The organism is Mycobacterium sp. 852002-10029_SCH5224772 (assembly GCF_001667315.1).
Lineage (GTDB): Bacteria > Actinomycetota > Actinomycetes > Mycobacteriales > Mycobacteriaceae > Mycobacterium.
In genome coordinates, this window is record NZ_LZHT01000013.1 from 1 (window position 1) to 12,257 (window position 12,257).

The following is a 12,257-nucleotide window of genomic DNA, read 5'->3' on the forward strand; positions in this document are numbered from 1 at the left end:
ACACCGTCGGGGCCCGGCGTCGGCAACGCCGTCTGGGGCAGGGTGTCGATGCGGGAATCGTCGACGTCGATGACCGTCAGGTCGTGGCCGTCGAGGCGGTCGGCCAGATCGACAGTACTCAGCGCGGCAACCGGTTTGGCGTCGTCCAGCATGAACCCGATCCGGGAATCGGGCGACGCGGGGTCGATCGGCAAATAGGCCGCTCCGGTTTTGAGCACCGCCAAGATCGACGCGACGGCCTCGGCCGACCGCGAAAACAACAGCGCCACAGTCTGCCCCGGGCCCGCACCCAGGACGGTCAACAAATGCGCCAGCCGGTTGGACGCCTCATCGAGTTCCCGGTAGGTCACCGACCGCCCCTCGCAGACCAGCGCCACGGCCTCGGGGATTCGGGCCACCTGGGTGGCGAACAGCTCCGGCACCGACACCGGCGCGCTCGCCGGCAGGTTCAAAACCGCTGTGTTGCCAAGCTCTTCGAGGCGAGTGCGCTCCGCGGCGCGGAGCACATCCAACGACGACAGCCGCCGGCCCGGATCGGCGACCATTGTCGCCAGCACTCGCTGCAGCCGTTCGGCCAGATCCGCAACGTCGAAATTCGAAAACGGTTGTCCGGTGCCGACCGTGCTGAGGAACTGCTGGTCACCAAATCCGAGGAAGAACAGCCCGAAGTGGCCTACCGGACCGAAGCTGGTGTAGGTCGCGGTGGCGGGGACGCCGTTGAGGCTCAGAGTGAGGCGGGCCGGGACGAAGTTGACGACGACCCGGTTGGGCGCCTGCCTCGGTCCGTTGAAGTCGCCCTCGCCGTCAAGCGTGCGCGTCGGGAATTGCTGATGCCGCAATGCCTCTCGAGACCGCGTGTCGACACGCCGGCAAAAGTCGGCGAACGTGGTGTCCGGCGACGCCTTCAACACCAGGGGCACCACACCGGCGAGCATGCCGGGATGCGTCTTGGATTCCGGGTCCACTCGCCGGCTGACCGGGAAGTCGAGCACGACCTCGTCCGAACCGTCAGCGCACCAGCCACGCACCAGGAGCGCGCAGGCCGCGGTGAGTACCGACGATCGGCGGATGCCCAATGTCTTGGACAACTCTTTGACCCTGCCGACCACGGACTGATCCAATTGCACTGGCGGAGAGGGCGAATACGGGTCTCCCCCGCCATCGACCCTGGCCGCCGGATAATCCGCCCCACCGCCCGCGGGGCGATGCGCGCACCAATATTCCTGATCCTCACGGAATTTGGCGGACGCTTCGTATTCCAACTCGCTGCTGACGAGGTCATGCAGGTTGCCGAAGAAGGCGGGAGGAACAGGCTTGCCGGAAGCGAGCGCAGAGTAGATGGCGGCGATCCGTCGACCCAGCAGCGCAATGCCCATCCCGTCGATGGCGATGTGGTGGCACGTCGTGAACCAGTAGTACTCGTCGGGACGCGTACGGAACAAAGCGAATTTGATCATCGGGCCGGTGAGCGGCATCGGCGTTTGCTGGATCGATGCTGCGGTCTCTCGGACCTCTCGCTCCGGATCGCGCGCGTCGGTCAGGTCATAAAAAACCAGATCGACATCGTCGTAGTCGACGGCCTTTTGGAAGACCTGGCCGTCGGCCTCGAAGAAGCAGGCTCGCAGGCTTTCGGCCTCGTCGACCCCATGTCGCATGGCCTGGTGCAACAGGGCCGGGTCGATCGCGCCCTCGATACGGACCAGCACTCCCAGCTGCCACGCCACGTCGAAGTGGCCCGTTTGCTGCGCGAGCCAGATATCCAGCTGGCCCCGCGTCACCGGGAATGCCCGGTCCCCGACTTCCACTACACGCCCCCCACGGCTTGACCCCGAAACCCTTTCATACCGACAACGGTCGACAGATCACAAACCGGCGCTCAGCGTGTCGCGCAGACTTTTCGCCCGGATGTCGGCCCAGGTTTCTTCGATGTAGTGCAGGCAGGTTGCGCGGTCGGCTTCCCCAAAAACTACTCTCCAACCGGCGGGAATGGTAGCAAAAGTTGGCCAAAGGCTATGTTGTTCTTCGTTATTGACCAAGACGAAAAAACTGCCACTGTCGTCATCGAACGGATTGAGCTGCACCGGATGAACCCCCTAACGAGACGGAAATTGCAAATGCGCCGCGGCCAACATGAGCGGCGTTGTGCCGCTTATGGATTGAGCCGTCAAGCCCGGCCGCGATGTCGACTAGCGCACGCGGTCGAAAGCAGCGCCCGTGAGGTTGGACGCGATGGCAACTGCGTCACGACGGCCGTGGAAGACACCCTAACCGGGCTGACTCTACGACCGTCCATGCAGCCATTCACGGTCGCGGTGTACCCACTCCGTCCGCCTCGAAACATCTGAATTCCGTTCTCACGTAAGACAATAACAGTGGCCCTTGTTGCACTCGTGTCTCGCTGTCCAGCAAAACAGTTGTGCGGGTCTACGCTGGCATCATCGCCGCTGACACGTGTGTGATAGCGCCCACTTCCGCGGATCACCGAGGACAGCGCGGCCATTTGCCGACACGGCGATCGCGGCATCGCTTACTCCACCGCAAAATATTTGCCCTCGGCCCGTCGGACACAATCGGCGCGGAGGCCATAAACCGCGACGTAACCGATTACCTAGCCGCTGCTGCGTACTAAGTGACGTCTTTAACAGCGTATTCGCGGCTCACCAGTTCGGGGCACGGCGTTGCATCCCGCGCGCCAGATCCACGCTCCCGACCGTGCAAAAACACACGGACGCTTGCTAAGCCGGGCCCGATGGCATGGCGATCAGCATGACCAGGCCGGCTTCGCCGTAGCTAGCGGGGCCCCCGCTTGCCGCCGCGGCGCTTCGGCGAAGGGCTGCTTCGATGTTCGAGCGTCACCGAGCGCGCTCCGTTGGCTACGTCGTGGCCGCGATTTGTGCCGAGGTCTTGGCCGCCGTGATCGAGCAGCTGGCAAGCAGACCCGTTGTGACTGATCTCACGGGTGTTCGGTGCGGACGGCGTTCGTCGGGAAGGGCCGACGAACGCCCGCTTTCGCCGCTCGCCAGCGACCCCGAATCCGTTGACCAAGATCAACATTGGGCACACAGCCGACACATAGCTTTCACCGAACGCGACTTCCCGGCATCCCTTACCGTGACGCCTCTCTCGCCGGCGTTTAGGCGCCCACGCTCGCGGGTAGAGCTGCGGCCATGTGGGGGTCAGTGCTGGGCTTAGGGATTCTGGCCGCGCTCAATCCGGTTCGTCTCGGTCTTGCCCTGCTTATGATCTCGCGCCCACGACCGGGACCGAGCCTGCTTGCCTACTGGCTCGGTGGGTTGACGGTATGCGTGCCCGAGCTGTTGCTCCCCCTGATGCTGCTGAACTTCACGCCGATGTTCCGGCACGTCGCGCACGGGTCGGCTTCTCCGTCCACGAGCTCGACCCTCGAAAAGGTTCAAATCGCTCTCGGAGTGATCGGGCTCTCGATTGCAGTACTCATGACGCTGCGCTTCATGACCCGCCGACGGGCGGCGCACCCCGCACCGGGCGACCGATCGACGGCACTGTCGGCGGCCTCGGGTGCATCCATCGCAATGCCGCGGCTGCTGACCCGGGTGCAGGATGTTTCGAGCGACGACGGCTCCGCCTTCCGCCGCCTGCTCGGCCGCATCCACGAGGCGTGGGAGAGCGGATCGTCCTGGGTCGCATGGGTGATCGGGCTCATCTCGGTGCCGGTCGACGGCGTGCTCTTCATCGTCGCGATCATCGTGGCCTCGGGTGCCTCGATCACCGCGCAGGTCAGCGCCTCCATCGCCTTCATCATCCTGATGTACGCCGTCGTCGAGGTCATCCTCGTCGGTTATGTGGTCACGCCGGTCAAGACCCAATCCCTGCTCCGAGTGCTGCACGACTGGGTGCGGACTTACCACCGGCAGATCCTGGTGACCCTTTTCACGGTGGTGGGAGTCTCACAGCTGGCTCAGGGTCTGCACATCGTCTAGACCGCGTCTAGAGCGTGAGCGGGGCCGGGCCGTCAGCTCAGGTCGAACGCGGAGGGCGGTCCGACTGGACCAGCATGCGCGCGATCTGCTCGGCCCGGGTGTTCGTCTGCTGCGAGAGTCTGGCCAGCATCGCGAAAGCGCGATCGGCGTCGATATTGAATCGCTCCATCAGGATCCCCTTGGCCTGGCCGATGGTGTCTCGGGTCGCGATGGCTTGCGTCAATTGCTCGTTTTCGGCAGCCAGCGCCTGCTGGCGTTGGAGGTGGCGGGTGGTCTCCCCGGCGCTGACGGCCTCGAACGTGTGCAGCAGTTCGGCCGGATCCCAGGAGACACCGTGATCGACGTCGCGCGCGACCTCCGCGAGAAGTTGCCTGCTTTCGGAGACCTCCTTCACGCAGTGCACCACGCCGACCAGCTCGCCGTGGTCGAGCAGCGGTGAGTTGGTGGGGCTCCACACCTTGGGCAAGAATTCGTCGGGAGCGGCGGGGTCGGGAATGTCGTAGCGCTGCATCCGCATCTTGTGGGTGTGGCCGGTGCTCATCGCGGCCTGAAGGGACGACGCAAGCTTGGACGTCCCGTCGGATTGCAGATCCTTGGGGTTGTCCGGGAAAGCGTCGAAGAGATATTGCCCGAGTAACTCGCCGTGCTCCCGTAGCGTGACGCGTTCGTAGGCATTGCTTGCCGCCCGGATCCGCAGCTCGCTGTCCAGAAGCAAGCAACACACTCCCGAGACCACCTGGACCATGTCTCGGGCTATCGCATCGAACTGCTGCTGGTTGCGCACCGCCTCATTCACTACCCATTAAAACGGGCGCCCAACCATCGACGAGCGGCCCTGGGAATGCGCCGCGGTCGTGTCGTCGCACGGCTAGCGAACCGGACCCAACGAGCGCACTATCACGCTATGAGACGAGAAGTGAGCACCGAGATCGAAGTCGAAATCACCGCGGCCACGACGCTGGAGTTCCAGATTGCCGTTGCGCCACACCCGCATGCTGAGGTCTTCGAGTCGCTGAGCTTCGTCTTGAACGGACGGCGGATCCGTCCCTTGGAGGTCAGCGGACTGCACGGCAACCGCATCCACAAGTTCGACGCGGCGGTGGGCACGCTGCACGTCGACTACGCGGCGACGATCGTGGGCCACACCGATCCGGCTCCTGTGACCGACTACGACCAGTCGATGTACCTGCGGCCCAGCCGTTACGCCGAGGCCGACAAGTTCTACGGTTTCGCCGCCACCGAATTCGGCAATGACCGCGATTCGACGGCGCTGCTGGAGCACGTCAGTTCCTGGGTGGGCACCAGGCTCAACTATGTACCCGGCTCGAGCGATCCGATTGACGGGGCGGTGGACACGTTGCTTGCCGGCGAAGGCGTGTGCCGTGACTACGCGCATCTGGTGGTGGCGCTCCTGCGAGCGGTCAGTGTGCCGGCCCGCTTGGTGTCCGTCTACGCGCCCGGCGTACATCCGATGGACTTCCACGCGGTGGCCGAGGCTTTCGTCGAAGGGCAATGGCGCGTGGTCGATGCGACGCTGCTGGCGCCGCGACAGGCCTTGGTGCGCATAGCCACCGGTCGCGACGCCGCCGACACGGCGTTCCTCGATAATCACAAAGGCGCGATCACACTGAATCGGCTCGTGGTGAGTGCCGTGGTAGACGGCGACTTGCCGCGCGATTCGATCGACCAACTGGTTTCGATCCGCTGAGGCCAGCTGCGCGACCGGAACGGACCGTCATATTTGAGGTTGAGATCCGTTGTGCGACACCGTGCTTTCCCCATAACGACGGGGTACGGACACTGTGTGGCGATTCGTACTCGCGTTCGGGCAGGACCGGAGTAGTGTAGGAGCCGTCGTCGATACCTCGCACGTGACTGCTCATAGCCATGTCATCGCCGATTTGAACGATCTGGCCGATGTCGCGGTCAAGACGGGAGCGTCGATATGACGCCGCAGAACGACCACACCACTGCCGAGGGTCGGCAGGCCCCGCCCCTTCACACACCGCGCTTGCGGCTGAAACCAAAGTCGCCCCGCAGCGGGTATGTCGATGGAGCGTGGTGGCCGCACAGTGCGGATCTGACGGCGGAGCTGCCAGATCTGCTGGCAGTGTTATCAGTTCGACTTGGTCCGGTGGGCCGGGTCACCTACAACCTCGCCGAATGGGCAACGGCACCGGCAAAATTGGCATTTGGTTCCCAGACCGTACGACTCGACGGGTACCACCTCCAGCCGGTCCACACCGTCGAAGTCATCGGGCTCAATCGCACCAGGATCGTTCTCCTGGTGGTTTCGCCGCACACCGACCAACACCAGGCGCACACCGTCATGATGACCGCGGCCGGCCCGAACAATGCCTTGACGGTCGCCAGTCTCATGACCAGCGGGGAGGAAATGGAAGCCCGCGCGTAGGCCCTGCCGGCACGCACGCGTCAGTGCGAGTCAACGGAACCCGTGCCGCCGTGGTCCGGGCTGCGCTTTCGTCGGCCATGAATTGTGTAGCGGCAGCCGACTATTCCTTTGTCACATTTTTCGATCAGCAGCGCGAAGGGGCGGTGTAGACTCGAATAATCGGGACCAGCCAGGCCCCTAAAGTCAAAGGGCCACGATGTCTGATAAATCCCCCCGGCAAACCATGGGCAAGAAATCGGGTAAATCCCTGAAAGAGAAACGTGCCGCGAAGCGCACCAAGGCCGCGGACATCTCGCAGACCGAAGCCCTGCTAGTGACCAAGAAGCGCTGAGGCGACACCTGCCTCAATTCACGCCATTAGGTTTTCGCTGGATTGTGTTACGGTTGACCCGGATGTAACTGATTACATCCATGTTGAAAGAAAGAGAAGTTAGTATGACACAGGGAACTGTGAAATGGTTTAACAGTGAGAAGGGCTTCGGTTTTATCGCCCCGGACGGCGGCGAAAAAGACGTGTTCGTGCACCATTCTGAGATCCAAGAAAGCGGTTTCCGCACTCTTGAGGAGAATCAGCGAGTCCAGTTCGAGATCAGCCAGGGACCGAAAGGCCCCCAGGCGGTGGGAGTAACCACCCTCTAGCGATATAGCACGAAACCCCTGGGGCCCGTAGTTCGTTTCGGCCCTGGGGGTTCGTGCTTTCGTCGAGATGCGGGGCGCGCCAACCCAATTGCCGGTTCATACCGCGATCGCTAGGCGGTCCGGCCTCTTGGCTGCCGTCGACCACCGTGGGTGACCATCGCCGTCGCCAATCCGCGTCGGCTTACCTCGTTGTCCGCGACTGCCACGCGCGGTTGTCCCGCGGCGCCGCGAAACCTGTTCTCGGACGCCGTCTCTGGCGCATTGTCTGAAGTGGCGGACAAAAACCGATCGGGCAAGGCCAGTTTGCAGATTGTGCGGACCGTGAGTAGATACTGCCGCAGCAACGGCCCAGTGGTGTACGGCAAGTCGTAGGTGACGCACAACGCGCGCACCCGTTCGGCGATCTCGCGGTAACGATTGCTCGGCAGATCGGGAAAGAGGTGGTGTTCGATTTGATAGCACAGGTTTCCGCTCATGAACGCCAGTGCCGGTCCCGCCTGGAAGTTGGCGGTGCCCAGCATCTGCCGCAGATACCATTCGGGTTTCGTCTCGGTCTCCAAAACCGACGGAGCGAACTTTTCGGCGCCGTCGGCGAAGTGACCGCACACGATCACCGCGTACGCCCACACGTTGCGTAACCCGTTGGCCACGACGTTCGCCGCGAGTGTGCGGCGCCATCGCCGGCGGCTCAACGCGGGGAAGAAAACATAATCCTTGCCGATCTGGCGAGCCATCTTGCTGATCATCGTCTTCTTGTGGGCGGCTCTGCCGGCGTCGGTAATCTCGCGATCCCGAATCGCGTACAGGCCGTGCAGTGCGATGCCCCATTCGAAGGCGAGTGCCAGCAGCACCGCGCGCAACGGCTGCACCAAGGCGCCCGGCCGCCACTCCTGATCCCGAGTGACCCGAAGCACCCCGAAGCCGAGGTCGTCGTCCACGTCGACAATGTTGGTGAACATGTGGTGCCGGTGGTTGTGAGAGGACTGCCATTGCTTCGAGGGGCCGGCCATGTCCCATTCCCAGGTACTGGAATGAATTTCGGGATCGTTCATCCAATCCCACTGACCATGGCTGATGTTGTGGCCGAGTTCCATGTTCTCGATGCACTTGGCCGCAGCCAGTGTGGCGGTTCCGACGGCCCATCCGGATTTGCTCTTACTACCGACGATGGTCAGTCTGGCCGCGACCTCGAGGCAGCGCTGAAAAACGATGGCGCGCCGGATGTAGTCACGGTCCTTGGCGCCGCGCGAATTTTCGACGTCGCAACGGATCGTCTCCAATGCGGCCGCGAGTTCCTCTAGGTCCGCATCACTCAGGTGGGCGTATTCGGGTACTTCGGTAATCGCCACGGAATCAATGAGGTTCGGGCATGGTGGCGCGCGGCGGCTGTGCGGCGCCGCGCGGATAGGGCGGGTTTACGAACCGCGGCAAAAGGGGTCACGTCCGATCATATGGATGGTTTACGCGCGAGAGGCGAGGATCGACGCGAGCTCAGCTGAGCTGCGCACTTCTCGAGCTATAGAGCCGATACGCGCCAAGGCGCCCCCTGCGGAACCTACCCGGTCCGGCGGTGGGCTGAATCATCTGCTTGAGTACCTGCTTTACGGCTCTAGGCGTGCGTTGACCCCTGAGGGTACATGAACCGCGAGCTCGCTGGGGTGGGCGTGATCAGACAGATGCACTGCCCTTGGTCCTCGGCCTTCGGAGTCATCCGGCCTGCTCTCAGGATCGTCGGCCTTCTCACGCGACGGCCGCTCACAACTGCCCCACGGACACCAACACGCCGGACACTGCAAAAGCCCATAGTCTGGTGTTTTGGACGCCTGCGCTTTTCGAGAGGTAACGACATGCCCGCACCGTCGCCCGAGGTCTTCGACCGCCTGCGCCAGCTGGCCGCGATCAAAGACGCCACCGCACGCCAGACCAAGACGATCGACGAGGTCTTCACCGGCAAGCCGCTGACCACCATTCCCGTCGGCACGGCCGAAGACGTCGAAGCCGCATTCGCCGCGGCGCGCGCGGCCCAGGCCGACTGGGCGAACCGTCCGGTCAGGGAGCGCATCGAGGTCATCAGCCGGTATCGCGACCTGGTCGTCAAGAACCGCGAGTTTTTGATGGATCTTTTGCAGGCCGAGGCGGGCAAGGCCCGTTGGGCTGCGCAGGAGGAGATCGTCGACCTGGTAGCGAACGCGAATTACTACGCTCGGGTCGCCGCGGACCTGCTGAAGCCCCGCACGGTGCAGGCACTGCTCCCGGGCATCGGCAAGACCACGGTGGGTTACCAACCCAAGGGTGTGGTCGGGGTGATTTCGCCCTGGAACTATCCGATGACCCTGACGGCGTCGGATTCGGTGCCGGCGCTGCTGGCCGGTAACGCGGTGGTGCTCAAGCCGGACAGCCAGACACCGTATTGCGCGCTCGCGTGCGCCGAACTGCTCTATGAGGCCGGCCTGCCGCGGGCGCTCTACGCAGTCGTGCCCGGACCGGGCTCGGTGGTCGGCACCGCGATCATCGACAACTGCGACTACCTGATGTTCACCGGCTCGACCGCCACCGGCAGGCAGCTCGCGGAGCACGCGGGCCGCCGGCTGATCGGTTTCTCCGCCGAACTCGGGGGCAAGAACGCGATGATCGTCACGCGGGGCGCCAACCTCGACAAGGCCGCCAAGGCGGCCACCCGCGCGTGCTTCTCGAACGCGGGCCAGTTGTGCATCTCCATCGAGCGGATCTACGTCGAGAAAGACATCGCCGACGATTTCATCGGCAAGTTCGGCGCCGCGGTGCGGAACATGAAGCTGGGCTCCGCGTATGACTTCTCGATCGACATGGGGAGTCTGATCTCCGCCGGTCAGCTGGATACCGTGACCGACCATGTGGACGACGCGAAAGCCAAGGGCGCCAAGGTGATTGCCGGCGGCAAGGCTCGACCGGACATCGGGCCGCTGTTCTACGAGCCCACGGTGCTGACTGACGTCACACCGGAGATGGAGTGCGCGGCCAACGAGACGTTCGGTCCGGTCGTCTCGATCTATCCGGTGGCCGACGTGGATGAGGCCGTCGAGAAGGCCAACGCCACCGAGTACGGGCTCAACGCCAGCGTGTGGGCCGGCTCATCGGCGGACGGCCAGCAGATCGCCGCCCGGCTGCGGTCGGGGACCGTGAACGTCAACGAGGGTTACGCCTTCGCGTGGGGCAGTCTCGGCGCGCCGATGGGCGGGATGGGTCAATCCGGCGTCGGACGCCGCCACGGTCCCGAGGGCCTGCTGAAGTACACCGAATCGCAGACGATCGCGACCGCACGCGTGTTCAATCTTGATCCGCCGCTTGGCATTCCGTCGACTCTCTGGCAGAAGTCGATATTGCCCATCGTGCGGACGGTGATGAAGATTCCCGGCCGGAACTAACGCAGCCGGTCTCCGCGTTCGCAATACCGCATCTTGTTCTAGCGGCGGTCCGGCCGGAGATTTACGTCGCGGCTTTATGCCGTTCGTATCGTAAATCCGCGTTACGCTCTTCGATGTCAGCGGCACATCGCACGTCAGGAGTCCGCTATGAAGGCAGACGCGAAGCGATATGAGGAAGACGCTCGTCGGCTACGCCGGTACGCCACATTCGATAACTTCTCGGATGCTGAACTACAGCGTCTCGCCCGAGCAGCTCATCGCACTTCGACGAAGGCCCCGTTGCCGCTGATTCATGAGCAGACTCCGTCCGACTCTTGCTACATCCTGCTCAGCGGGGAGGTGGGGGTGTACGTCGGCCGGGATCGCATTGCCGCGCTGGGGCCGGGTGAGGTGATCGGCGAGTCGGCGCTCCAGCGTGGGACACTGCGTTCGGCGACCGTGACGACGATGGGGCCGGCCGAGTTATTACGTATCGAACGCGACGATCTCGCCACGTTGCTCGACGAGATACCGGCACTTCGCGAAATCATTGACACGTCTGTCGCGCGACACGTGCCTGTAGACCTGCCGCCGAAGCCAAAACCGTCGCGCTCCAAGTTGGGCGCCTCAGTCCGCACCGACTTGGTCGAGCGGTTTGAGAAGGCCGCCAACAGCGCCGGTGTGGACGTCGCGACCGCGCTCGAAGATGCGCTTACCCACTGGATCGAACGGGACGGCACAGCGTAGCCATTGCCTTCGTTGACCCCGACCTACTACCGTGCGTAGTATTCGGGGCATCTTGCCGCGCACAAGGGGGTGCAATGTGAGGTGGAGTTTCGCCCAGGTCGGGCTGCTGATCATTTGTGTTTTCCACGTCATTCAGGCGGTGATCGGGTTCATCCTCAATCCCAGCTTCGCGACCGGACCCACCGCGCCGACCGTCCAGTTGCTGGGAATGGACTACAACGGCTGGCACGCGGTCGCCGGTCTTGCCTTATTCGCTCCGGGCTTCGTGTTCGCAATGCGCAAGTCGTGGTCGGTGTTGTATCTGCTGCTCGCCGCGATAGCCGGTGCGCTGCCGGGTATTTGGGCGTTCTTCTCGCATCAGGTCGCGTTTGTGTTCAACTTTCCCAACAACACGACCGACGCCGTGGTGCACCTGGTGACCGCCGCGATCATGGTGGCGGTGGCGGCCGTGCAGATCTGGATGGACGGCGGGCTTCGAAACTCACTGGCCGATCTCCGCAGGGCGCCGTAGGAGTCTTCAGATCGCGCCGATGCGGGTAGTCCTTCGGTCGACGAAGGAGATTGCGATGGGCAAGCACTCAGAAAAAGATGACGACGAGCCGAAGGGCGGCCGTCCCGGTCCCGCGGATCACGGCCACGAGGGCGGCATGGCGACCCGCGAGAACGCGCCGGAACTCACCGAGCCCGACCGCGCGGACTGAACTGGTCCCCGCCGTCCAGCCCAGCTACTTCGATTCGGTGCGGGCTTCCTCGTAGCGGATGGACGCCACCAAAGCCACGGCGAGCAAGAACAGCAACGGCACGAACACCAGCGGGTACGCGGCGACCGCGGCCATGGCGATGAGCGAGCCTGGCACCGTCAACGTCAACGCGGCCATCGGATGCTTCTCGCTCAGACTGACGATCCTCGCGGGCGCCGCAAACGCGACCGCGGCCTGCTGGTACCGATCCGGCCAATCTCCGTAGTACGAGCAGCGGGTCTCGACGCCGCAACCCGCGCAGTTGCGCCCATAGGAGTAGCGGGTTTTGAGGCCGCAGCCCATGCAGGTGTGGGTTGTCATCGGGGCCATGGTCTCATCGCGTCGAGTGGCCGCCGCGGGCGAGGTGTTCAGCGCC

14 protein-coding genes are annotated in these 12,257 nt (G+C 63.7%); 9 read left to right on the forward strand and 5 right to left on the reverse strand.

Annotated elements, in window-relative coordinates:
* Both A5775_RS03995 and A5775_RS24595 read right to left on the reverse strand, forming a co-directional pair.
* Positions 1–1,805, reverse strand: a 1,805-nt coding sequence (locus A5775_RS03995; RefSeq protein WP_156660562.1) for a condensation domain-containing protein, incomplete at its 3' end; no start/stop codon positions are given.
* 57 nt (positions 1,806–1,862) lie between these two features.
* A complete protein-coding gene (locus tag A5775_RS24595; protein WP_082952870.1) occupies positions 1,863–2,081 on the reverse strand; it encodes an MbtH family protein in 219 nt (72 codons plus the stop codon).
* Between the two features lie 1,086 nt (positions 2,082–3,167).
* On the opposite strand from A5775_RS24595, the gene A5775_RS04000 reads away from it, so the two are divergent.
* A complete protein-coding gene (locus tag A5775_RS04000; protein WP_067247904.1) occupies positions 3,168–3,959 on the forward strand; it encodes a GAP family protein in 792 nt (263 codons plus the stop codon).
* 37 nt (positions 3,960–3,996) lie between these two features.
* Here A5775_RS04000 and A5775_RS04005 read toward each other — a convergent pair whose 3' ends face one another.
* A complete protein-coding gene (locus A5775_RS04005; protein WP_067247995.1) occupies positions 3,997–4,743 on the reverse strand; it encodes an ANTAR domain-containing protein in 747 nt (248 codons plus the stop codon).
* A 132-nt stretch (positions 4,744–4,875) separates the two neighbouring features.
* Here A5775_RS04005 and A5775_RS04010 point away from each other — a divergent pair, with 132 nt between their 5' ends.
* The 4 genes from A5775_RS04010 to A5775_RS04020 all read left to right on the forward strand — a co-directional run bounded on the left by A5775_RS04010 (position 4,876) and on the right by A5775_RS04020 (position 7,011).
* The gene (locus A5775_RS04010) at positions 4,876–5,667 is read left to right on the forward strand and encodes a transglutaminase family protein (protein ID WP_156660566.1); all 792 of its coding nucleotides are present in this window, start codon (positions 4,876–4,878) and stop codon (positions 5,665–5,667) included.
* A 237-nt stretch (positions 5,668–5,904) separates the two neighbouring features.
* Positions 5,905–6,372 (forward strand): DUF5994 family protein, encoded by a 468-nt coding sequence (locus tag A5775_RS24600; protein WP_082952871.1) that lies wholly within the window; start codon positions 5,905–5,907, stop codon positions 6,370–6,372.
* Between the two features lie 196 nt (positions 6,373–6,568).
* Positions 6,569–6,703: a hypothetical protein gene (locus tag A5775_RS26020; RefSeq protein WP_255362101.1), complete on the forward strand. Its 135-nt coding sequence runs from the start codon at positions 6,569–6,571 to the stop codon at positions 6,701–6,703.
* Between the two features lie 104 nt (positions 6,704–6,807).
* Complete coding sequence (locus A5775_RS04020) at positions 6,808–7,011, forward strand: cold-shock protein (protein ID WP_067247912.1); 204 nt, start codon at positions 6,808–6,810, stop codon at positions 7,009–7,011.
* Between the two features lie 110 nt (positions 7,012–7,121).
* Here the strand turns inward: A5775_RS04020 and A5775_RS04025 are convergent, their stop codons facing one another.
* Positions 7,122–8,360, reverse strand: a complete 1,239-nt coding sequence (locus A5775_RS04025) for a fatty acid desaturase (protein WP_067247916.1) — start codon at positions 8,358–8,360, stop codon at positions 7,122–7,124.
* Positions 8,361–8,858: 498 nt separating this feature from the next.
* Here A5775_RS04025 and A5775_RS04030 point away from each other — a divergent pair, with 498 nt between their 5' ends.
* From A5775_RS04030 to A5775_RS26025, 4 genes are all read left to right on the forward strand, one after another.
* On the forward strand, positions 8,859–10,415 hold the full coding sequence (locus A5775_RS04030; RefSeq protein WP_067247919.1) for a succinic semialdehyde dehydrogenase: 1,557 nt from the start codon (positions 8,859–8,861) through the stop codon (positions 10,413–10,415).
* Positions 10,416–10,562: 147 nt separating this feature from the next.
* Complete coding sequence (locus A5775_RS04035; RefSeq protein ID WP_067247922.1) at positions 10,563–11,141, forward strand: cyclic nucleotide-binding domain-containing protein; 579 nt, start codon at positions 10,563–10,565, stop codon at positions 11,139–11,141.
* A gap of 76 nt (positions 11,142–11,217) precedes the next feature.
* Positions 11,218–11,652, forward strand: coding sequence for a DUF4383 domain-containing protein (locus tag A5775_RS04040; RefSeq protein ID WP_067247926.1), 435 nt, complete (start codon positions 11,218–11,220; stop codon positions 11,650–11,652).
* A 55-nt stretch (positions 11,653–11,707) separates the two neighbouring features.
* Positions 11,708–11,842: a hypothetical protein gene (locus A5775_RS26025; protein WP_255362102.1), complete on the forward strand. Its 135-nt coding sequence runs from the start codon at positions 11,708–11,710 to the stop codon at positions 11,840–11,842.
* 24 nt (positions 11,843–11,866) lie between these two features.
* Here A5775_RS26025 and A5775_RS04045 read toward each other — a convergent pair whose 3' ends face one another.
* The gene (locus A5775_RS04045; RefSeq protein WP_156660563.1) at positions 11,867–12,202 is read right to left on the reverse strand and encodes a hypothetical protein; all 336 of its coding nucleotides are present in this window, start codon (positions 12,200–12,202) and stop codon (positions 11,867–11,869) included.
* Between the last annotated feature and the right edge of the window lie 55 nt (positions 12,203–12,257).